General features: G+C 45.3%; 13 protein-coding genes and 1 tRNA gene. 9 read left to right on the top strand and 5 right to left on the bottom strand.

Annotation, left to right across the window (positions count from 1 at the left end):
- The first annotated feature begins 777 nt into the window (after window positions 1-777).
- The 4 genes from V202x_RS21250 (at window position 778) to V202x_RS21235 (ending at window position 8,307) form a co-directional block, all read left to right on the top strand.
- Complete coding sequence (locus V202x_RS21250; RefSeq protein ID WP_145178857.1) at window positions 778-3,006, top strand: HAD-IIB family hydrolase; 2,229 nt, start codon at window positions 778-780, stop codon at window positions 3,004-3,006.
- Window positions 3,003-4,970, top strand: coding sequence for an amylosucrase (locus V202x_RS21245; protein WP_145178856.1), 1,968 nt, complete (start codon window positions 3,003-3,005; stop codon window positions 4,968-4,970). The genes V202x_RS21250 and V202x_RS21245 overlap by 4 nt, the downstream gene beginning before the upstream one ends.
- Window positions 4,971-4,987: 17 nt before the next feature.
- A complete protein-coding gene (treZ, locus tag V202x_RS21240) occupies window positions 4,988-7,636 on the top strand; it encodes a malto-oligosyltrehalose trehalohydrolase (RefSeq protein WP_145178855.1) in 2,649 nt (882 codons plus the stop codon).
- Between the two features lie 269 nt (window positions 7,637-7,905).
- Entirely contained in the window at window positions 7,906-8,307 is a 402-nt protein-coding gene (locus V202x_RS21235; RefSeq protein WP_197993019.1) for a transposase, read from the top strand.
- Between the two features lie 168 nt (window positions 8,308-8,475).
- Here V202x_RS21235 and V202x_RS21230 read toward each other — a convergent pair whose 3' ends face one another.
- Both V202x_RS21230 and V202x_RS21225 read right to left on the bottom strand, forming a co-directional pair.
- A complete protein-coding gene (locus V202x_RS21230; RefSeq protein WP_145178853.1) occupies window positions 8,476-8,766 on the bottom strand; it encodes a hypothetical protein in 291 nt (96 codons plus the stop codon).
- A gap of 404 nt (window positions 8,767-9,170) precedes the next feature.
- Window positions 9,171-9,908: a DUF4198 domain-containing protein gene (locus tag V202x_RS21225; RefSeq protein ID WP_145178852.1), complete on the bottom strand. Its 738-nt coding sequence runs from the start codon at window positions 9,906-9,908 to the stop codon at window positions 9,171-9,173.
- 427 nt (window positions 9,909-10,335) lie between these two features.
- Here V202x_RS21225 and V202x_RS21220 point away from each other — a divergent pair, with 427 nt between their 5' ends.
- Together V202x_RS21220 and V202x_RS21215 are read left to right on the top strand one after the other, a co-directional pair.
- The gene (locus tag V202x_RS21220) at window positions 10,336-10,671 is read left to right on the top strand and encodes a hypothetical protein (protein ID WP_145178851.1); all 336 of its coding nucleotides are present in this window, start codon (window positions 10,336-10,338) and stop codon (window positions 10,669-10,671) included.
- A gap of 16 nt (window positions 10,672-10,687) precedes the next feature.
- Window positions 10,688-11,170 (top strand): hypothetical protein, encoded by a 483-nt coding sequence (locus V202x_RS21215; RefSeq protein ID WP_197993018.1) that lies wholly within the window; start codon window positions 10,688-10,690, stop codon window positions 11,168-11,170.
- Window positions 11,171-11,325: 155 nt separating this feature from the next.
- Here V202x_RS21215 and V202x_RS21210 read toward each other — a convergent pair.
- Window positions 11,326-11,410 (bottom strand) — tRNA-Ser (locus V202x_RS21210).
- 307 nt (window positions 11,411-11,717) lie between these two features.
- Here V202x_RS21210 and V202x_RS21205 point away from each other — a divergent pair.
- Window positions 11,718-12,374: an ATP:cob(I)alamin adenosyltransferase gene (locus tag V202x_RS21205; RefSeq protein ID WP_145178849.1), complete on the top strand. Its 657-nt coding sequence runs from the start codon at window positions 11,718-11,720 to the stop codon at window positions 12,372-12,374.
- An 11-nt stretch (window positions 12,375-12,385) separates the two neighbouring features.
- On the opposite strand, the gene metH is transcribed toward V202x_RS21205, so the two are convergent.
- A complete protein-coding gene (gene metH, locus V202x_RS21200; protein ID WP_145178848.1) occupies window positions 12,386-16,099 on the bottom strand; it encodes a methionine synthase in 3,714 nt (1,237 codons plus the stop codon).
- Between the two features lie 216 nt (window positions 16,100-16,315).
- The gene (locus tag V202x_RS21195) at window positions 16,316-19,867 is read right to left on the bottom strand and encodes a hypothetical protein (RefSeq protein WP_145178847.1); all 3,552 of its coding nucleotides are present in this window, start codon (window positions 19,865-19,867) and stop codon (window positions 16,316-16,318) included.
- 635 nt (window positions 19,868-20,502) lie between these two features.
- On the opposite strand from V202x_RS21195, the gene V202x_RS21190 reads away from it, so the two are divergent.
- Complete coding sequence (locus tag V202x_RS21190) at window positions 20,503-21,831, top strand: asparagine synthase-related protein (protein ID WP_145178846.1); 1,329 nt, start codon at window positions 20,503-20,505, stop codon at window positions 21,829-21,831.
- Complete coding sequence (locus tag V202x_RS21185) at window positions 21,794-22,783, top strand: radical SAM protein (RefSeq protein WP_232098615.1); 990 nt, start codon at window positions 21,794-21,796, stop codon at window positions 22,781-22,783. Before V202x_RS21190 ends, V202x_RS21185 begins: the two co-directional genes overlap by 38 nt.
- The last annotated feature ends 17 nt before the right edge of the window (window positions 22,784-22,800 follow it).

Below are 22,800 nucleotides of genomic sequence, written 5' to 3'. Positions count from 1 at the left end.
AGAATTCACTAACAACGTACAAATATTTCGACCAAGTACAACTGTTACAACGAAATAGAGGAATACATTCCGCTACCAAGGTGAGTCTGGGAAATAGTTCGTTTGCGTTTACTGTACGACAAATGACGAGTTTCGTAAACAGATTATAGAATTTGATGATTCAATATGCTTAAACACCGAATCATAGATTCGTTCGTGATAGAATCAGCCCTCCAAAATCTTCATTTCGTTATTCATTTGAAACGAGGTGATTGCGGTCATCACGATATGCATATCGATATTCTCTTCTCACGAAGACTATACTACTTTTATCACTTTGTATTCAGAGAGTATTAGAGAATTCTGCATTCCGATATATAACTTGATATCGAAAATATGAAATAGATCATGAAGTAAGTCTACAAGCCAAAAGATTCAGTAGCGGTCGACAGGCATCAAAGCGATGGAAGAAACTGAGCAAACTTGTAGTGTATTTCAAAATCATCGTGATTTATGTATTCTTTATAAATATAATGAGCAAACTATTAACGTTCGTTTTCTATTTGCGTCGGTTATATAGAAATGGAGGTTTGTTGTCTGATGCGACTCATTTTGAATCTGTCGCCGTTCTATTCACGAGGCTGGATCGCTCTCTTCAGATCTGAATAAGCCATAAACCTATTTATTTTTGACAGTTACGGCTTCAGATGGCTCCATCTCTACAGCCTTGTGTTCATAATGATTTAGCTAGTGTCTCGCCCAAAATTAGCAAAACAGGATAATAATAGGACAATCATAATGGTTCAAAATAAGACAAGTAGGTCGCCCAGGAAGCAATTAGAGCCAATAAGCGAAACAGTCACATCCGGCACACCAATTATTCAACCCGAAGACTTGAAGGTAACATTAATCAGTTTGCATGGTTTGATTCGTGCACAAAATCCGGAGTTAGGACGTGATTCAGACACGGGGGGACAAGTTAAATATGTTTTAGAGCTGGCACGTGAGTTGGCAGCACACACGCACGTTCGCGAAGTGGAAATCTTAACCCGACAAATCATCGATCCCAAAATCGACGATGATTACGCTCAAGTGGAAGAGCCGATTTCTGAAAATGCCAAGATCGTCAGGATCCCATTCGGGCCGAAGCGTTACTTGCGGAAAGAAGCATTGTGGCCTTATCTTGAGTTATTCGTTGACCAGACGCTGCAACACTTCAAACGAACTGGTTTACCTGACATTATCCATGGTCATTATGCGGATGCCGGCGCCGCAGGCGCACAACTGGCACGATTACTTCATATCCCTTATGTCTTTACCGGGCACTCTCTCGGTCGCGTTAAACGACAACGTCTCTCTCTCGGAAAAACAGATCCTGCTGCACTGGAGAAGAAATACAAATTTACGACACGCATTGAGGCGGAAGAACTTGCTCTGGAAACGGCTTCTATGGTAGTGACCAGTACCAGTCAGGAAGTGCAACAACAATACGAATTGTACGATCATTACCAACCGTCTCGTATGGAGGTCATTCCACCTGGAGTGGATTTAACCTCGTTTTCACCGGTAGATAAGGACTGGCAGACACCTCTGATTGCCGATAATCTGGCTCAGTTCCTGCGTAATCCAGATAAGCCCATGATTCTGACGATGGCACGGCCTGATGAACGAAAAAATCTGGAAATGCTCGTCCGCGTTTACGGTGAAAGCGAACAGCTGCAAGAGCTTGCTAACCTTGTGATGGTAATGGGCACTCGAGAAGATCTTCGTGAATTACCCAAGGCGCAACAGTCAATAATTAATAACGTGCTGCACCTGATTGACCGCTACGATCTTTATGGAAAAGTAGCCTACCCCAAATCTCATCAGCCCAATGATGTCCCCGAGTTATATCGGCTTGCGGCCATGGCCAAAGGAGTGTTTATCAATCCCGCCCTGACAGAACCCTTCGGACTGACACTTTTGGAAGCGGGTGCTACGGGGCTGCCAATTGTAGCAACCAACGATGGAGGACCGCGGGATATCATTGCCAACTGCCAAAATGGACTACTTGTTGACCCAATGGATCAGACTGCCATTGAACACGCGCTACTTCGGGTACTCACAGAGCCTGAAGAATGGACGATCTGGTCTCAGAATGGAATCAAAGGCACTCGTGAGCACTATTCCTGGAATAATCATGCTAATCGTTACTTACGTGATTTACACGACATCCTCGAACACTCCCCAGTTCCAGTTTTGAAAGACAAGTCAACGCCACGTCGATTGCCTGAGTTCGACCGGTTGATTATCACCGATCTGGACAACACTCTGACCGGCGATCCGGAAGCATTGCAAGAGTTTATTGAGCTGATCCGAAAGAATGAACATATCGGCTTTGGGATTGCGACTGGTCGGCGACTAGACAGTGCCATGGAGTTGATCAATGAATTAGGACTTCCCCAACCAGACCTGATTGATACCGATGCCGGAACACAACTACACTACGGCGAAAACCTGATGCCAGACAACAGTTGGCGGAAATCAATCGGTTATGCCTGGAAGCCGGAGGAAATTCGAAATGTCCTGGACGAATTGCCTGGTTTTTTTCCTCAGGAAGAAGACCACCAATCGGAATTTAAAATCAGCTACGAAGTTGATACCAGCTTGAGCCCCAGTCTCAGTTCGATTAAAAAAACGCTACGAGAAGCCGGTTTACGTGCTAAAGTTATTATGTCCCTCGGCATGTATCTTGACGTCATACCAGTACGGGGTGGAAGCGATTTTACAATGCGACACGTTCTCTGGAAATGGGGCTTTGCCCCTGAACATGTTCTCGTTTCCGGCGATTCTGGTAATGATGCAGGTATGCTCTTAGGACGTTCGCTGGGCGTGGTTGTGGGTAATCACAGTGAAGAATTGGAGCGGCTGCGTAATCGTCCCCGCATCTATTTCGCCAAGGCTTCACATGCGGCCGGCATTCTCGAAGGAATTAAGTATTACAACTTTTTGGACAAGATCACCATTCCCAACGATCGGATCGAATGAGCACGGCCCAAGATGAGATTGACTTCAAAGCCGACCTGACCCTGCAACGTTTGCAACCTCAGCTTGAAGCAGTCTGGCAAACCAGCCAAATCAGCGAAGTCAAACGACACGAATTTGAACTACGACTAAGCGAACATTGGCGTCCTCTTTTTGGATTGCTATTTCGACTTTATCGCTCCCGGTACGATTTCTTTTTCCATGTCGAACAGATATTACTGACTGCGGCCCGGGGATGGGTGGAGCGTCCTGATCGTCTCTGTGAATTAGATCGTCACCGTATCAATGAGCCCAACTGGTTTCTATCAGAAAAGATCAGTGGTGGTGCGTTATATGTGGACCTGTTTGGGGAAAACCTGACCAAGCTGCGTGAAAACGTCAGCTACTTTAAAGAACTCGGCCTGAAGTATTTGCACTTCATGCCACTGTTTGCCGTCAGGCCCGGCAATAATGACGGCGGATACGCGATCAGCACTTATCGCTCGGTTGACCCTCGTCTGGGTACGATTGACGACTTGCGTCTACTGGCAGCCGACTTGCGCGAAGCCGGTATTTCGTTGGTGTTGGATTTCGTCTTCAATCATACATCCGACGATCACGAGTGGGCTCAACTCGCTCAGGCTGGCAATCGTGAATTTCAGGAATACTATTACATCTTCCCCGACCGGACCGAACCGGAAAAATATGAACGCACACTACGTGAGATCTTTCCCACCATACGCCGTGGAAACTTCACCTGGCATGATGGAATGCAGCAATGGGTCTGGACCACATTCAATAGCTTTCAGTGGGATTTGAATTACACCAATCCCGCCGTGTTTCGTGCGATGTTAGAAGAGATGCTATTCATCACAAATACGGGCGTCGACATCCTGCGGCTGGATGCGGTGGCCTTTATCTGGAAACAGATGGGGACTAACTGCGAAAATTTACCAGAGGCCCACTTGCTGATTCAGGCATTCAACCGTCTGGCACGCATTGCGACACCCGGCTTGTTATTCAAGTCAGAGGCCATTGTGCATCCTGACGATGTGGTCAAATACATTAACGAAGATGAGTGCCAGATTTCGTACAATCCAACACTGATGGCGTTGCTCTGGGAATCTTTGGCAACGCGCAAAGTGAATCTGCTGGTTCAAACACTCAAACATCGTCATCGTTTACCCCCTAATACATCCTGGGTGAATTATCTTCGCTGTCATGATGATATTGGGTGGACGTTCGACAATGCGGATGCAGAGGCAATCGGCATCAACGCTTATGACCACAGAAATTTCTTGAACGACTTCTATACCGGTCAGTTTCCCGGATCGTTCGCGCGGGGAGTTCCGTTTCAGGAAAATCATGAAACAGGCGATATGCGCATTTCGGGAACGATGGCATCATTGGCGGGGTTGGAGCAAGCCATCGAGGAAGATGACGACGAAAAGAAAGAACTGGCGATCCGTCGCATGCTGTTACTTCATGGAGTTTCGCTGAGCATCGGTGGGATACCGCTCCTGTATCTGGGGGAGGAGTGGGGCATGCTCAATGATTATGACTTCGTCACAGACCCTGCCAAAGCCGGTGATTCACGTTGGATTCATCGTCCTAAAATGAAATGGGAATTCCTGGAAGTACTGGACGACCGCATTGGCACAGAAAATGGATCGATTCGCAAACAGATTTTCAGATCCACACAAAGATTGATTGCTTTACGAAAATCGTTACCGGCGCTGGCAGGCCAGGAAATGGACTTGATTGCCACTTCAAATGAACACATTCTTGGTTATGTACGATTCAACAATGGCAATCGATTAATCGTGTTAGCAAACTTTTCTGAAGAACCACAGGAAATCGAAGGCAACAAACTTCGCACCGCCGGCCTGGGTCGGTTCTTTCAAAATGTAATCGACGACAAAACGTATGCGACCTCAGAGCGTCTAGTACTCGCACCCTACCAGATACTTTGGCTGAATCGCGTCTAACCCGACGGAACGAACTGATGCCCCCGACACAACAATCGAAAAGACCAGCCGTAGCCTCTCGAGGTCATATTCTGGCTACGGACCTGGACGGCACATTCATCCCCCTTGATAACAACGCGCAAAACTGCTCCGATCTACGGATTCTGACAAGCCAATTTGAGGCACACGGGAACTCACTCATTTTTGTTACCGGGCGTCACTTTGAATCTGTTACACAAGCGATACAGGAGTTCCAGCTACCACAACCTGACTGGATTATCTGTGATGTTGGTACTTCGATCTTTCAACGTCAGGACTCGGGAACCTTCACTCCCGTCACCGCCTATCAGGATTATCAGGACCAGATTATCACTTCCCTGCCCCTTGCAGCATTGCGTGAGCGACTACAAAACATCTCTGGCTTGCAACTGCAGGAACCAGAAAAACAAGGGCGCTTCAAACTCAGTTTCTATGCAGACGCATCGCAACTGGACGAACTGGTTGACCTGATCCAACAGATCCTCGACGAATCCGATGCCCCCTATTCCATTATTCACAGCATCGATCCTTTTAATGGAGATGGCCTGATAGATTTGTTGCCGGCAACCGTATCCAAGGCACACGCGCTGGAGTGGTGGTCAGAAACGTTTGAACTGAATCCGCAAGACATCGTTTTTGCCGGTGATTCGGGAAACGACTTGACCGCGCTCACTGCCGGCTATCGGACTATCCTTGTTGGCAACGCCGACCGCAGTCTCGCGCAGCGTGTCCATAATTTACATAGGGAGTCGGGCTGGAACAACCGTCTTTACCTCGCACACGGCACCGCCACCAGCGGCGTACTGGAAGGGTGCCGCTGGTTTGGATTAGCTGATCCGACCGACACACGAATCGAACGACTCGGAGCGACGCCGGTTACATTCAATGAAACATACTTTCGCGTCTGGGCTCCACGACAAAAAACGATTGCTGTAGAAATTCACGACCAAGACACAACCAGCCAATTTGAATTGACGCGCGACGCGCAAGGTTACTTTGCCGGTACCATCTCAAATGTACGTCCCGGCGCGCTGTATCAATACTGTCTGGACCATGATGTCAGGCGTCCCGATCCCGCTTCGCGATACCAGCCCGAAGGAGTGCATGGCGTTTCTCAAGTCATTAATGCTGATCAATTCCCCTGGACAGACCAAGATTGGCAGGGCATCAAGAAAGAGAGCCTGATCATCTACGAACTGCATCTTGGCAGTTTCACAGAAGCCGGCACCTTTCGCGCCACCATCAAAAGTATTCCTGAATTAATTGAGTTAGGTATTACAGCTATCGAAATCATGCCTGTGGCCCAGTCGCCAGGTAAATGGAACTGGGGTTACGATGGCGTCGATCTATTTGCAGTCCGAAATACGTATGGCACCGTTGAAGATTTCAAAGCGTTCGTCGACGCATGTCACGCTGCAGGCTTAGCAGTGATTCTGGATGTCGTCTCTAACCACGTGGGGCCGGAAGGCAATTACCTCTCAGAGTTTGGTCCCTATTTTTCAGAAAAGCATCATACCGCCTGGGGCGAAGCCTTTAATTTTGATGGCCCCGATTCCCAACACGTCAGGCAGTTCATCATTGACAATTCGTTCTATTGGCTGGAAGCGTTTCATCTCGACGGTCTAAGATTGGATGCCGTACATTGCATGTATGATGACAGCCAGCCAACGATTCTTGACGAAATCCGACAAGCTGCGAGCGGATACGCCGATTCTGTAAACTGGCCTATTCACTTGATTGCGGAAACCAATGTCTATAATCACGACTTACTAACCCAGAAAGGAGACAGAGCGGCCTACGATGGAATCTGGTGCGACTGCCTGATGTACTCAATCTATTCGTATGCATTGCCTGACGTGCGTCTCACGCATCGTGAATATCATGGTGCACAAGATCTTGCCGACACACTGCAATATGGATATGTCTATTCTGGTGCCGAATTGATGCGAGTTTCCGAATCACAGCGCGCGATCGTTCATTCGGGAAGAGACCAACAAAGTCATATCAACTCATTAATCGTGGCGCTGCAAACACACGATTCTGTTGGCAATCATCCACACGGCAGTCGTATTCACCATCTGACTTCAAAGCAATTTCAAAAGGCAGCAGCAGGACTGGTCATTCTTTATCCCAGCATCCCCTTAATTTTTATGGGAGAAGAATTCGCCGTTGACTCCCCATTTCCGTTCTTTGCAGACTTCGAAGACAACGCACTTCGAAAAAACGTGGATCAAGGTCGCATAGAAAACCATCATCCAGAGATTGAGAGCGAGATTCTGTTACCCTCAAGCGACGAAGCGTTCTACCAGGCCAAATTTCATGATACGAACCGACGCGATCGCGAAATGTTTGACTGGTATCGAGAACTGCTTTTACTTCGAAAACAGGGCATCGCTGAAGAGTGGCTTTCTGTAAGATATATGAGTTCTGAATATAACCATGACCAACACATCTTCACACTAAGATATACCCAAATAGATGGTGGTATTGCGATTCAGTCCCGGTTGATACCCAAAGATTCCACTGAAGCCACTCCAGTAAAAATCGCTTCTCTCGGTACAGTTCTACTTTCATCCGAACCTCTGTTAGAAATTGTAGAAAATTGTATAATCCTCCAACCGAATCATGTAGTGGTCAGTTCATTCTGAGACTGCGGAGTAGAATAAATATTGATGTCAACAACAACGTAGGGTGATGTAGAGAATGGGTGGAATGTTGACAACGCAATACCACAGTAAGCACGCTGCTGCTGCAACGTGAGAAACGACCGACGTGATTGTTTTGAAGCACTATCAATTCAAAGATACAATAAATACAATTGAAAATCTGCGACAACAGAATCGAACAGGTCTACTTTCAAGGCCAAGATAACATATTCACCTTGGCTGCGGTTTACACTCTCTGCCGAAGAAAAAAGGTGTCAGGTCTGCTCTGTAGAAAACCTACTTCCGATTGCTATACCTGTAATAAACGAGTGAAGTTAGCAGCCGTCGATGGAACAGGTTTCGAGTTGCGTCACATTAGTGCCAACTTTGTAAAACGCCGAAAAAGAGCCTGTATAACCGGGTATGAAACGACAACATACACACGGTATCCGTCTGCAGGAATCATCTGTGACTGTGCCAGTCATCTGATACTCGCAGTGGTGCCCGGTCGTGGTCCGGAACCAGATGACAAGCACTACAGGCAGGCAGTGGCACAAGCAGCAAAGCGGGCGAGAGTCGAAACCATTCTCGCAGACGCCGGCTATGACAGCGAAGGAGCTCACTTGTTTGCGTCCCAGGAATACGGCATGCGAACAATCATTCCTGCGACATGAGGACGTCCCACAAAGAAGTTACCCAAAGGATATTGGAGGCGACGAATGACAACACAGTTTAATACAGAGCAGGTCAGGTCCTTTTATTGTTGCTGAGTCACTCGGACGAATCGCTCACTTAGGCTCCGAACGAAGACGCCATACCAAACCGCTGTTCTAGCAATACATTCATCCGATAGCATTCCCGATATGACTAAGAACCTGAATGATCTTTCCGTAACGATGCAACACTATCCGACCGTAAGAATCATCGGTTTTTGCTCGTGGCCAAAGCAGAATAAAGGGCGTCGATAAGATAAGCAAAATTGGCATAAGGACTAGCCCAAAGAACAATAAGAGTATGCGGCACAGGTCGATCATTGATATCGCCCCTTTGAGAGCACATTCTCCCACCATAGTGTTATCGACCAGCAGAACATCTCGTAATCCTTGTCGCTCCAGTAACTGTCGTATCGTCACTCGTCCTTGTTATGACGACCTCCATAAGAATGATTCCGCCTCACCAATCCTAAGCGAATTAGCCAATGGAATTGGGAATGACACTTTCCCACACTCCCTTATATTCTATTCGCGGAGGCAGCCATAGTATTGGATGAATTTCGTCCTTTATCTTGAGAATCGGAGAAATCCTTCGTTAGCAATTACTGTCTTGGAAATAACGAGTTTCGCGAATAATTTTAACAATAATTTCATGCAGCCAACTTGAGTTTCACTTCGTGGTCAATCGGCATGGGAATACAGTAAAGGGGTCAGACACCTATACTGTTTTCGATATTGGTCACAGTGTCGAGAGATCGTTCTCAGAATCATCACGCATAATATCATGATCCTGTAGCGAAACATGACCTTTTCTACAGAGCAGGTCAGGAACCTTTTTCTGTATTCTTTACGGTTAAGTTCACTGTCAATGAACTATGATGCCGTGCGATGTCATGCTCTTTTCCTTCAAAAGTACCGCTGCGCTCTGGTTCATCGACGCTGGTTCTCATCGAATGAAAACCACTGGCTAACGGCTTGAACCTCACGCGGCCTTCTTCGTCGGTTGTGAGATTCTTATTCAACCCGCCGACGCCCCGTAATTTAAACGGACGTCCGGCAGCTGGTTTGCCTTTCCAGAGAACTTGAATTTCTACGCCGTCATCTGAAAACGTCGGTACGATATCCAATTCCAATTGCTTGGCCCGCGCCAGTGAGTTTTTGTCTTTTAACGAATCCGCTTCAATGTGCTTGCCGTAATAGTGCAACAGCACTTCGGTTTTGCCATAGCTGTAAACGCCCCATTTGCAGAAACTTTCGATGCTTCGCGGGGCAGAAACTTGCAACTCGTTTGCTAACCAGCGTTTGCCAGGTTTTTTGACGACCGACATTTTCAACGGCATGGGTTGATTGCTTTTAACCGTGTGAATCCAGGTGGTACCTCGTTCGATGAAAGGATCTAAATATTTACCATCGCCGGGCCTGGGCCCCTCTTCGAAATACAAGTTGGTTGTTCCTCGATCGCCAGATTTTGTATCGACATTGATCCAAAGATAATGGGCCGACGCCGATGAGAATAATATGGCGAGATTGATCGCACAGGCTAATGAGATTTTTCTAAGCATGGCAGGGTCTCCATAATTGAAAAATGATTCAACCAGATATTTCCTATTTGGGTTGAAGTGAATTGAGCCTGGAACCACTCCACGCCGGAATTGCTTTCCATCATAATGTCGCGCCCTGCCGTGTCAATCACGCAGTCATTTTTTCCTTTTTCTTGTTCGTCTTGTGCTAAAAACCGGCGACGGACGCTAGACGAGCCGTTTTCCCTCGGCGAAATGATGCCCTGCGCAGACTTTCTCTATAGGCGACCCTTGTTGTCGACCATTTCGCTCACTGTACTTTCAACACCACTACTGGATTTTTATCTCTGCGTTGTTGGGTGATATCGGGTAGAATCTTTTTCGCTCAGGATTTGTTTTGTCTGTAAGAAGATGGTTCGTTCTGTTCGCACATTGATTTTTTTTGATTGTCCGGGAAAGGAGTTCGGGGATGTGGTGTTTGGTGTTCATGTTGTTGCGTTTGTGTTCTCGTTGGTGGATGGTTTGTTGGTTGAGTTTCGGCAACTGTTACAAATGGGGTGGAATAGGTAAATTTGATTTATGCGCCTTAATGTCTCAAGGTTGGTCAATTCGTGACCAATTGTGGTCTGATTTTGTCACTAATCAGGTCAATTTGGGTACAAAAAACAGTGAAGATCGGGAAGTTGTTTTTGCGCTGCCAATAGAAATCCTGCTGAAACCAGTAGGTTTTATAGTACTCAGATTCGCAGGCGCAGAAAAATTCAGTATCGAGAAAAACGGTTTTCACTTACTGCTGGCGTCCTAAAGAGGTTGAGGCAATCTTGAAAGACTGTGAAGCAACAAAATTAATTTGTTTACGATCAGTGGTACTCGCGCTATCGACAACAGGGCTCGGCATCAGCGAGTTGGCTGACCTCCACTGGTCTGACATTGATCTCAACAGAGGCATGATCGCTTTGAGTGATGAAAGCACAAGCCGTCCACAAAGTTCGCGCGAGCGGCGTTCTGCCAAGTCTGGTTATAGCCGATTATTTCTGAGTCATGCCGATCTGAGGAATGTGCTTGAAACATTAACACACACGACCGATGGTCGGCGGCACTCACTTAGATATTACTTTTGCTCTGTCTGTGCCAATGCTGGAATCCCAGAACGTATCCTTAGAAGTGGCTTAGACACTGGAGAGAAGCTAGTGCATCGTTATTACCATCTGCATGACGGAGAATCACAACGACAAATGGCCCGCATTACTCAACCAGGAAGCAGCAGTTTCAACTCATATAGAGTGTGGGAAATTTTTTACTAAAACTGGAGACATCAACCCCAGCAATGCTAAGAAAAGTGACTAAAGTTCTTCTCACTAAAAATTTGATTGCCATAGTTCAACTATGCTAATCAGGTTCGCAGACGCAAATTATTTCACAACACTTATTTAAAGTAAAAAACATGTGTAAAAGTAAACGGAGAGGGGGGGATTCGAACCCCCGGTACCTTGCGGCACGCCGGTTTTCAAGACCGGTGCATTCGGCCACTCTGCCACCTCTCCAAAAGCCAGAAACTCCATAAGAATCAGGGCTTCGGACGAAAGTATATAGACTCTTTCCAGGCTTGTAAAGTCTCATATTGATCTCGACTTTGAATGAAAACAGCTGTCTTTACCTATAGTTTCCTTGAAAATTCAAACCAAAAGAAATTTTTTGACAATTGATCAAAGATCGAAAAAATAATTCCCTCTTTTTTTAGATGATCTCTACTATCATTTGAAATATGGGGTACTCATTCGAGTTCAAGCAGTATTCTTATTACGATTCACTCAGCCGGTGAACTCAAAAAAATAATTGAGGATGTAGATAATGTCAGAACGAGGCAAAGTTCATTTGAATATGATCGTAACAAAAACTGGTGATCAGGGGGAAGCCTATTTAAACGATAGTTCTCGCGTATCCAAAGCTTCTACTCGAATCAAAGCTCTGGCACTGATTGAGACTATATCTGTAAAGCTAGGTTTTTTCATTCATGAATGTAGACAAGACCAATTAAAGCTGCCTCTTCCAGAAGAAGGAGTCTGTGTACTCAATCTGGAACAGCTTGCCAATTCATTTCAACAGGAGATGTATGACCTCGGTTCGGACTTGAGCACTCCTATCAAACCAGAAGAGACCATTTTACGCTTCCCCGTTGAAAAAGCAGAAGAAATCACGAAACTTATCTCAAAACTCACTCCGACTCTGGAACCGCTGGATTCTTTCATTTTACCTCAAGGCAGCTTGCGCGTTTTACTGGCTCACGATATTCGAACGACGATCAGACAAGCTGAGACTCTGGTATGGGACATTGAAGAAGCGATCAATCCCGCGGTAACGCTCTACCTGAATCGACTTTCCGATTTCTGGTTTGTGCTGGGCAGAATACTTCAATCTGAAGACCAGCTAACTACTAATGAAATCACAAAAAAATGGGAACCCAATCAGGAACATGAAAGAGGCATTCAGATACAGGAAACAAAATAACAAACTTATAATTATTTATCATCCATGAGCACAGGACGTAACCAGCGAGTCATCTCTTCGATGTTCATACCTTTGCGTTCTGCCAATGACGTCAATTGATCTTCGTCAATTTTGCCCGTATGGAAATAACGCGAATCGGGATGAGAAAAATACCAGCCAGAGACCGCTGCTGCCGGGTACATAGCAAAGTGTTCTGTTAGTTTAACTCCGATTTCCTCTTCGGTATTCAACAACTTAAACAACGTATCCTTCTCAGTATGGTCCGGACAGGCTGGATAACCTGGTGCAGGACGGATTCCCCGATACTCTTCTCTGATCAAATCCTGATTTTCCAGGGACTCATCCGGATGATAACCCCAGAACTCTTTTCGAACTCGTTCGTGCAAATGCTCAGCAAACGCTTCTGCCAACCGATCTGCCAAGGCTTTGACCATGATACTACTATAATCATCGTGTTCCTGTTCGTACGATTTTGCCAACTCCTCAGCCCCGATACCAGCAGTCACAACAAATCCACCAACATAGTCTGTCTTTTTACTCTCTTTAGGAGCAATAAAATCGGCCAGTGACATAAGGGGTTTCTCTTCCTGCCCCCTTTTTCGAACTTGCTGACGAATATGATGCAACCGAGCAATCACTTGACTGTGATTCTGGTTCTCATAGAGTTCAATGTCATCCCCATTAACCCGGTTAGCTGGCCAGAAACCAATCACCGCACGTGCCGTCAGCAGTTTCTCATCAATGATTTTCTTCAACATTGTCTGTGCGTTCGCATAGAGTTCGCGTGCCGCTTCACCTACAACTTCATCATCAAGAATCTTCGGATATTTCCCTACAAGATCCCAACTGATAAAAAATGGCGTCCAGTCAATATAATCCACCAATTTTTCTAACGGATAATTGTCAAGTACTTTCGTCCCTGTAAACGTGGGAGCCGGAGGTGTGTAATTCTCCCAATCAATTTGAAAGCCTTGTTTCATCGCTTCGTGATAAGAAACCGGTGCTCCCTGAGGCTTGCGGTTGGCCACCCGTTCTCGAACTGTCACGTACTCGTCCTGAATCTGCTTCACATAATTATCGTGCAATTCATCTGACATCAACGAAGCCGCAACGCCAACGGCACGAGATGCATCGGGGACGTACACAACCTGATTCCGATGATATTGAGGATCGATTTTAACAGCCGTATGTGCCTTGGATGTTGTTGCTCCCCCAATTAATAATGGCAAATTCATCTCTTGCCTCTCGAGCTCGCTGGCCACCGTCACCATTTCATCCAGCGAGGGAGTGATCAGCCCTGAAAGTCCAATAATATCGCATTCCTTTTCACGTGCGGTTTGTAAAATCGTCTCACAAGGAACCATAACACCCAAATCGATGACTTCAAAGTTATTACATTGCAGAACAACACCCACGATATTTTTACCGATATCGTGAACATCCCCTTTGACCGTTGCCATTAATATCCGCCCATTTGATTGCCCCTCTCCGTCTTTTTTCTCTTCTTCAATGAAAGGTTGTAAGTAGGCAACAGCCTGTTTCATCACCCGGGCCGATTTCACAACTTGAGGCAAAAACATTTTTCCAGATCCAAACAAATCGCCCACCACGTTCATGCCATCCATCAACGGGCCTTCAATGACATCGAGAGGTCGATTCAACTCCTGGCGTGCTTCCTCAGCATCTTCAACAATATATGTAGAGATCCCCCTAACAAGAGCATGTTCGATCCGTTTTTGAACTGGCAACTCGCGCCATGACAGATCTTCTGTTTTGGTAGAACCAGCCGAACCATCTCCACGAAAACGTTCTGCAATATCCAGCAGCGCTTCGGTTCCCTCGGGTGTGCGATTCAGAATAACATCTTCGACTTTATCTCTCAGTTCGTTCGGAAGATTATCATAAACAGCCAACTGACTGGCATTGACAATCCCCATATTCATACCAGCACAGATGGCATGATAAAGAAAAACCGAATGAATGGCCTCACGAACGGGATTATTACCACGGAATGAAAACGATACATTAGAAACACCACCTGACACACTTGCATATGGCAGGTTTTTTCGAATCCAATCCGTAGCCTCAATAAAATCAACGGCATAGTTATTATGTTCTTCAATACCCGTCGCAACAGCAAAAATATTCGGATCAAAAATAATGTCCTGTGGAGCAAATCCTATTTCTTCAACTAGCAGTCGATAAGATCGTTCACAGATTTCAATCTTTCTTTGTGTGGTATCAGCCTGTCCTTCTTCGTCAAAAGCCATGACCACCACAGCTGCTCCATAAAGTTGACACTGCCGTGCCCTCTCAAAGAATTCTGTTTCTCCTTCTTTAAGACTAATGGAATTTACAATTGGCTTGCCCTGAATGCATTTTAATCCAGCTTCAATGACGTCCCATTTAGACGAGTCTACCATTACAGGAACACGAGCAATTTCCGGTTCCGTTGCAACCAGATTCAGAAAAGATGTCATGGCAGCGACCGCATCCAGCATGCCCTCATCCATGTTGACATCCATCACATCTGCACCGTTTTGTACTTGCTGTAAAGCTACTTCCAGTGCCGTGTCGTAATCCTCTTCTTTAATCAAACGTTTGAAACGGGCTGAACCGGTTACATTACAACGTTCACCCACGTTCACAAACAAACTATCTTTTGTGACATTAAACGGTTCTAATCCCGAAAGACGTAAAGCAGGTTCAATCTCTGGTACTTTACGAGGAGGGTGATTTGCCATCGATTCTGCAATCGCTTTGATGTGTGCTGGAGTCGTTCCACAACATCCTCCCAAAATATTGACAAACCCGCTGCTGGCGAATTCATCTACGATGCTTGCCATTTCGGAAGCCGTTTGATCATATTCACCAAATTCATTGGGTAAGCCAGCATTAGGATGAGCGGAGACATAGGTATCAGCGACACGAGATAGTTCTTTAACATATTGTCGTAGCTCTTGAGCCCCCAAAGCACAGTTGAGTCCAATAGAAAACGGCTTGGCATGTGCCAGAGAGTTCGAGAAGGCTTCTGTGGTCTGTCCCGACAACGTGCGACCGGATGCATCCGTAATCGTACCGGAGATCATTATTGGTAACTCGACTTGTTCGCGCTGAAAATAAGTGCGCACCGCATAGACTGCAGCCTTGGCGTTCAGAGTATCGAATATCGTCTCGATCAGAAGTAAATCTGCTCCACCTTTGACAAGTCCATCTATGGATTCTAAATAGTTTTCGACAAGTTCGTCATAGGTAACGTTGCGAGCTCCCGGATCATTGACATCAGGTGAAATTGAACAGGTACGACTGGTGGGACCCAGAACACCAGCAACCCAGCGTGGTTTGTCTGGTGTTTTCGCGGTCATTTCATCTGCAGCGGTGCGCGCCAGTTGTGCTGATGCCAGATTTAGTTCATGAACCAGTGACTCCATTTCATAATCGCTTTGCGATAATCGAGTCCCGTTAAACGTATTGGTTTCCAGAATATCAGCTCCCGCTTCCAGGTATTCGCGGTGAATGTCCTGGATAATCTGTGGCTGAGTCAACGAGAGCAAGTCGTTATTGCCTGCAATATCCATATGATAATCTGCGAAGCGTTTTCCTCTGTAATCCTCTTCTTTCAGTTTATAATTCTGAATCATCGTCCCCATCGCCCCATCCAGAATCAGAATCCGTTCCTGGATCGCATTGTAGAGAGCTTCAATTCGAGCAGAGCGATTAGACATATATAAAACCTGTACTCTTTTAAAAATGGTATCTGTTTCGTCACATTTAAAGCTGTGAGACTCATATCGTCTTTATGAATCAATAGACTCGTACATGATCAGACAAGCTAACAGTGGCACGATATCAATCACAACGATGTACTATACATGCTTGTAATAATATCAAGGGCATTCTAGCAAATCATCTGAATAGAGAAACAGCATACAACATGCTTTTTATTCGGCAGAGCGATTCAAATCTTCCACTGGTTGGGCTCCAATCGTGCCAACCAGCTCATTCAAATATTCTGAATTTGAAGTATGCAAAAGCCGTTGTTCGACCCACTTTCGTCTTTCAGAAATGTGTAAACGCTCCACTTCTCTCTCATAGCCAGGATGCCTGGAAAACTGATCGAGGTAATCCATGTGACGTTTTAACAGTGAAACTTCACATTTCTGTCGTGCCACAAGTCGTGCTTGATACCAATCACTGTTGAGTAACGATTCGCGTGTGAACAATGTACGCACTTCAGAATCATGGATCGTATGCCCTTCCCATGTACCGTGGGCCATAATTGAGAGAATGGCCTGTAATGGAGGGCAGGCCTCTTCATAAGCATGATCCGCAATGTATTGTAATGCCACACGTTGATGAGCCTCGGCAATATACTGTATGCCATCTACAAAAGATTCAAGATCTTGCTTTTCTGGCTTTAAAATTGTCTCATCAAAAACTGAAGCCGGATTATCAAATACGCGGCCAAAGAATCGAGTCAGGAATTTCTCAGTAATTCGGTACCCTAATCGGCTCGCAGGAATGGATTCGCCATGGTATTCAAAGTCTAATATTGGTTCCAATAAGCCTTCACTGATCAGATACTTTGGATCACGTTCCTCTGGCTGCATTCGACACCAGATTTCAGGAATCAAAAGGCTGATATCATGATCTACACGCACATTGGGACCAATATGACCGGCGGCTGTCGAAAAGCCTGCATATCCTGTTAATATGAATCCAACCAGGGCACTATTCAGATCAGCAGCGGGACGTAGCGCATTGAATGGCCCTTTGGTCAAAGCACCTTCACTGCCTGCCCCGGTTGTCGAAGGGCTTTTCCCAGTCAACGAACAGATAAAATCCATAAATAACTCAGGTAGTTCCTGATAATGAATCGGTGAGTACACTGCAAGACTGCGAATACCTTTTTCTCGATCAGGTGGGTTGTTACGACGTCCTACCATAATCGCATTCACAGGATTGTGTACTGGCTCGTCTGCAGGAACAGCCCGGAACAGTCGCGTAGCCATCTTGGCCACATACGTGTGAAATGGCTTGACCAAGTCAGAACGTGTCTGAAGATATCGTGGATTTTTTGTAGGTTTCCCATCGATTTGACGTGGATTAGCAGAACAAACTACAAAACTGCTGTTTGACTCTTCTGCCGCCCGTAACATCTCCTGCATGGGAGGACTGAATGCGTCGAAGTCAACGACGTATTTACTCATTTCACGTACTTGTTGATTAGTCAGCGGCTCGAAATTGGAGATAAAATTTCCAGGCCGGGAGAGATCAGCTTCAGTCTGTTTATCAAGCCCCCTCACAATAGCATCATCTGGCCGCTGAAATAAACGATACTCACTGTTGATTACAAATTTACAACTAAACCCACTTTCGCCTTCTGCCAAATGATTGAGTGCACGTGTTGGTACGATAACGGATGCACTAATATCGTCTTCTGTTTGAATTTTCATGGAGGCAATAAAATCTTGTCGTACTTTGAAAGTTCGCCACCCCAGTAGAGAAAACAAACCAACTCGTAAATAGGTTCCCACAAGTTTTCTCTCGCGGTACTTTAATTCATGCCCATGCGTTCCGTTTACGATATCAACACCAAAGTGACCAGCCCAGTCGTCACCCCAACTGGACCAATAGATTCGTTTAATAATAAAGACCAATGCCCGAATATGATCAGGAATTGCATTTAACCAGTCGTTAAATTCTGATGTGTAGGCAGCAGAGGGAGTTAGCAACTTGATCACACTACCCAGCGAGCGATCCTGATCCAGCACCCGGCGACTGGGACGTAGGTCAGGATGCCCTTCCGGTAATGGTTCCAACCAACGATCGGAATAATCCTTCTCAATAATTTTTCGCACATATTCCATGTCTGTTTCATAATCGGATACAAACACGGGTCCATAAAGCATGTAATCTAAAAGCGACTTGCTGATTTCACTCTTACCACCACCTGAAACCGTACAAGGTTTGTGACAGAAGATTCCCTCACCCGTAGTACCCACAATCCTCCAGGAAGGTGCAGCGGGATGCTTCTCCATGCGCAAATGATAACCAGAAGGTGCCATATAAACGCGCCCCGGTAGAAGTGGAATCGAATGTTTCTCTCCTTCCCGTTCCCAGCGGATGCATTGCTCAGGAAGGCTAGCGTAAGCGTCCTCAGGAATATAAATTAACTCAGGGTAGCGCCGATCTACTCCATAGCCTGCCTCTTGCCCTTCGATATGCTCTCCATAATCGCGCATTACATCATCAAATGTTCGACCGTTATAGCGAACACTATTGACTTGAAATCCTTCGCCCAGGTTGTAACTGGGATATGCAAGTGTTCCACCGGCATGCTCTTCTTCAGCATTTCCAAATAAGTTGGCAGAATAACTGATTTGAGTCTTCACTTCTTTTTTACAATAACCAAAATAGTTATCGGCGATCAGAGTCACAACCACCCCCGCCTCCGTACGACAAGCCAATTTGAAAGCCTGACCATCGTTATAGAGTTCGTCTTTTTCCCTCCAGCACATGCCATCATCACGTTGACGTTCGGTAGCGTCGTCCCAACGCGGTAACCCTACTTCGTGTTTTTTAAGGGAAATCAGATGAGGTGCTAAAATGACCGCACCGGTATGCCCTGTCCAATGCATGACATCCAGACCTGCATCATTTTCCGGAACAAAAGGATCCCCTGCATTTCCAAAAATTGACTCAACAAAATCCAGATTGCTCACCAAAGTTCCCGGAGCGAAGAACCGTATTTCCATCCGCTTTTCCGGTGTCACCCCCATCACCTCAGGACAGACAACCGGTCTTAGCATCAATGAAGCCCAACCTAATGCTGGCTCTGGCAGCTTCGATGTAAATGGAAATAACATCATGTTCTCAGGAGGGTTCATGGCGTTGAGAAATAATTTTACGAATGTCTCACGCGGAACCGCGCGCTTATCTCCAGGAACAGGCAATCCGCCTTCGGCAATATGAAACGTCCCACTGGTTGTACGCCGGTCATGCTTCGGATTGTGCAACACTCCATTTTTGACGCGATAAGATTTCACCAATTCACTTGTGAATTCATCACAATCCATTGGAAGAGAAAGCTCGCGCGCCAGTCCGAATCGATCCAATACTAGAGACCGATTCGGTAACTTCAGATTTTCTGAACCTGCAACATCACTAAAGTGTGACTGCAAAAAGTTTTCAATCCGTTGATCAATGGGGCAGCGATGATTCGCTAACAATCGATTTTTTTGACGATGGTTATCTAAAAAACCCTTTGCAATATCGATAAATGTTCGATCAGCGTCTGTTAAGGCAGCTGGATATCCGTTGGCAATCAGTTGAAGATTCAAATATCGTAAAATTTCATCCCGATCTTCATTACAGGTTGCATTCCCATTTTCATCAAGCCCTAAAGCCTGTCGGAATTGTTCACTATAATGTGCGGAATTTGCTTTCAGGGACCTGGGAGGCGAAAGCCGAGGTGCTTCTCGATTGAGCATAATTACTAGTCTTTTGAAAAAATGAAATGAGACACTGCGCAAGATCTGTGGAAACACATGATTGCGTCTCGAGCGCACAAAGAATGGTTTTTTGACTGATGTCCTGGCGCGGGACAAACTGTTTCAGTAATGTCTGCAGTATATTCGAAATTACTGAGGCGTCAACGGTCGAATTAGATAGCTCCAGCGGTCAAGCACCAGAAGAGGTCACCCACAAATAACGTTAAATAAATCATTGCAAAGCCGATAAATTAGCTATTATGACTTCATCCTGATTTTGCCGCTTATAAACTATTTTCGTGATGTATGAGAAACGGAACCTTATAAGAAAAATATTTATTTATGCTTAGTCGCAGAAAAAATGAATCGACCTTAATTGTAAGAGTGCCCTATTCGATGTGGTTCTCTTTTATCTAAATTCACTGATAGCTTGCCAACAGAGCTCATGTTAATAGCAGGAACAACTTGACCATTGTATATTCCTCATAAAATAATTGCATTCTTTTAGCCTGATTTCTCTATTTATGTATGGAGGTTTTACTCACTAAGAGTTTTCATTTCTAATGTTGGTGCTTAAAATTTTTGAGTCATCAAAATACTGGAGAAAAGCTGGTTAAATCTCAGGATTAGATTTAATGATTCATGAAGAATATGTGGAACGACTTGTTAATTTGCTGGATCCTCAAGCAAATCTTCTCTTCAATATGACTTTTGAAGAGGCAACAGAGCGAGTGGGAACAGGTTCACCAGAGGCTGTAAGGGAAATCGAAGGTCAATTTGCTCTGATTCATAAAGAGGGTACTTGTATTCGGATGGCCCGGTCTATTGGTAGACCAATGAGATTTTTTCTGGCAAAACGCGCTGAGGGACCCTGCCTTGTCGTTGCTGAAAGAATTGACGAAATATATGAGTTTCTCAAAAGCGAAGGCCTCGATACACAGTTTCATCCTTCCTATACAAGAATGGTTCCTGCGCATTACATTCTTGAGCTACAATTAATTGGCTGCCCCGACCCCAATCCCAAGACAACTCGATTCTTTACTCCCACTCGAAACTCTCTTCCAAATCAGTTAGATGAAATTGGAAAACAGTATATCGGGACGGTCTCTGAGGAAATTCATAAGTGGCTAGATTCCATTCCTCCAGTTGAGCCTATCGGCGTGCTCTTTTCCGGTGGTGTTGATAGTGGCGCCCTGTTTCTGCTCATGTACCATGCACTGATCACTCGCAATGAATCGCCTTCCCGTCTCAAAGCGTTTTCCCTTTCCATAGATGGGGAAGGTAGTGATTGCCAACAAGCATATCAGTTTCTGGAACAGATGAATTTGAATCTGTTTCTCGAAGTGCTTGAAGTCCCTCGCAGAAGCCTGGATTTTGAAGAAACAGTGAAAGTTCTGGAAGACTATAAATCACTTGATGTTGAAGCTGCGACGATGACTTACGCTTTGTGCAAAAAAATCCGTACCCTTTATCCACGTTGGACTCATTTGGTCGACGGCGATGGAGGAGACGAGAATCTGAAAGACTACCCTATTGAAGCGAATCCTGAGCTTACTATACGCAGTGTGCTCAATAATTTGATGCTCTACCAGGAAGGCTGGGGAGTTGAAGCTGTTAAGCATTCGTTAACTTATTCAGGGGGCCAGAGCCGTGGACACGTTCGAACCTATGCACCTGCTCGAAGTCTTGGATTTCAAGGATTTAGCCCTTATGCATTACCCAATGTCATTGAAGTTGCAGAAGGAATCCCTTTTATCGAGTTGACAAATTGGGATCACAACAAACTATATGCCCTCAAAGGTGATATTGTATGTAGAGGAATCAAGCAGATTACTGGTCTAGCCATGCCAGTCTATCCAAAACGTCGTTTTCAAGAGGGAACTCTAAATCACGATTCTTTCGAATCGGTATTCTCTGATACAGAAAATGAATATCGTCAAACGTTTTTATCGCTTTACCAATAGAGAAACGAGGCTCAAAACACAACCTGGCATGGATCACATTCTTCCCTCATTTACGAATCAGCAAATTCAAGCGGCCCGCTCTGCTAAAAATCAGGTATCTCCCGAAATGCCTTATGCTTTCTTAAATGAAACAGAGTGCGATTCAGATGGAGCCCTGACTGAAATATCTACGATCTTTCTTACAAACCGTGAGTGTCCTTTTCGATGTCTGATGTGTGATCTCTGGCAAAACACATTGGACGAGACACTTACTCCAGGCATGATCACACATCAAATCGACTATGCCCTTAAGCAACTGCCACCGGCTCAACAAGTGAAACTGTATAACAGCGGTAACTTCTTTGATCGCAAAGCGATTCCAGAAAAAGACATTCCGCGTATTGCCTCTCAGGTTCAAAATTTTGAAAGAGTGATCGTTGAAAACCATCCGTTGTTGTGCAATCAGGACTGCCTGGACTTTCAACAAATGATAAGCGGACAACTGGAAATCGCATTAGGACTGGAAATCATCCACGAAAATGTCTTACAAGCTCTGAATAAGCAAATGACTCTAGAAGATTTCTCAAAAGCCGTCGAATTCTTGGCAAACCACTCCATTCAGATTAGGGCATTTATATTATTGAAGCCACCATTCATGAATGAGCAAGAGGGAATTGAGTGGGCCATACGTTCTGTTGAATATGCATTTTCTCTGGGAGTAAATTGCTGCTCTCTGATTCCGACACGTTCTGGAAACGGTATTCTCGAACAACTGGAACAGACAGGGCAGTTTTCTCATCCCCTTCTCTCCTCTGTTGAAGAAACATTGGAGGCCTGCTTGAATTTAAAGCAAGGAAGAGTTTTTATGGACCTTTGGGATCTGGATCGACTTTATCAAAATGAGATCAATCTGCATGATCGGTTGGAACGATTACAACAGATGAATCTACTCCAGAAAGTTTCGACAGCATGATCACTCTGCTGAAGCCC

The sequence above is a fragment of the Gimesia aquarii genome, assembly GCF_007748175.1.
GTDB classification, from domain to species: domain Bacteria; phylum Planctomycetota; class Planctomycetia; order Planctomycetales; family Planctomycetaceae; genus Gimesia; species Gimesia aquarii_A.
This window is presented reverse-complemented; position numbering and strand designations above follow the sequence as displayed.

Bases quoted from the DNA above. Each gene is read 5' to 3' on its own strand.
- V202x_RS21250 (WP_145178857.1), top strand. From the start codon at position 778: ATGGTTCAAAATAAGACAAGTAGGTCGCCCAGGAAGCAATTAGAGCCA.
- V202x_RS21245 (WP_145178856.1), top strand. From the start codon at position 3,003: ATGAGCACGGCCCAAGATGAGATTGACTTCAAAGCCGACCTGACCCTG.
- treZ (WP_145178855.1), top strand. From the start codon at position 4,988: ATGCCCCCGACACAACAATCGAAAAGACCAGCCGTAGCCTCTCGAGGT.
- V202x_RS21225 (WP_145178852.1), bottom strand. From the start codon at position 9,908: ATGCTTAGAAAAATCTCATTAGCCTGTGCGATCAATCTCGCCATATTA.
- V202x_RS21220 (WP_145178851.1), top strand. From the start codon at position 10,336: ATGTGGTGTTTGGTGTTCATGTTGTTGCGTTTGTGTTCTCGTTGGTGG.
- V202x_RS21205 (WP_145178849.1), top strand. From the start codon at position 11,718: ATGTCAGAACGAGGCAAAGTTCATTTGAATATGATCGTAACAAAAACT.
- metH (WP_145178848.1), bottom strand. From the start codon at position 16,099: ATGTCTAATCGCTCTGCTCGAATTGAAGCTCTCTACAATGCGATCCAG.
- V202x_RS21195 (WP_145178847.1), bottom strand. From the start codon at position 19,867: ATGCTCAATCGAGAAGCACCTCGGCTTTCGCCTCCCAGGTCCCTGAAA.
- V202x_RS21190 (WP_145178846.1), top strand. From the start codon at position 20,503: ATGATTCATGAAGAATATGTGGAACGACTTGTTAATTTGCTGGATCCT.
- V202x_RS21185 (WP_232098615.1), top strand. From the start codon at position 21,794: ATGAATATCGTCAAACGTTTTTATCGCTTTACCAATAGAGAAACGAGG.